Here is a 622-nt window from a genome sequence, read left to right on the forward strand (position 1 = left end):
AAATATAATGACCATTTTTTCGAGGGGAAATTAATGACCATTAGTAATCCGTTAAACGTAAAGCTTGTTACTCAACAAGGGTCAGAAGGGAAAGATGTTGGGGAAAAAATATATGTCATGGCAAAGCGGAATCATGCACTCGCCGCAGTAAATGCTAGCGGCTTTTCGGATGAAACAGGACATGGTGGTGGTAAAACTGGTATCGGCATTGTTATTGAAAACGGAAAGGTTATAAACACACCAAAAGATAGTAACACCCCTACCCTTATTAGTGGACTTACAAAATACGGACAAATGGTGTCAGGAGATTTTTCTGCTAATCAACTGTTAAATAAAAATGTCGTTTCCGCTGCTGGTTTTATGCCTCAGCTAATTGTAAATGGTGAAAAAATGATAAAAAATGACGGTGGATGGGGCTATGGTCCTCGAAGTATTATGGCACAGAAAAAAGATGGATCTATTATGTTTTTCATTATTGACGGAAGACAATCTCATAGTATCGGAGCCTCTTTAAGAGACTGCCAAGATATTCTTTATGAAAAAGGTGCTGTAAATGCGATGGCCATGGACGGCGGTTCATCAGCAACATTATACGCAATGGGAGATATTTTTAATGTCCCTT

General features: G+C 38.7%; 1 protein-coding gene. It reads left to right on the forward strand.

Going from position 1 to position 622, the window contains the following annotated elements; translation table 11 throughout:
- A partial coding sequence (locus KVT34_RS29665) for a phosphodiester glycosidase family protein (protein ID WP_217563233.1) occupies nt 1-622 on the forward strand: 622 nt, incomplete at both ends.

Origin of the sequence: Paenibacillus sp. GbtcB18 (genome assembly GCF_019091125.1) — a bacterium.
Lineage (GTDB): Bacteria > Bacillota > Bacilli > Paenibacillales > NBRC-103111 > Paenibacillus_F > Paenibacillus_F chitinolyticus.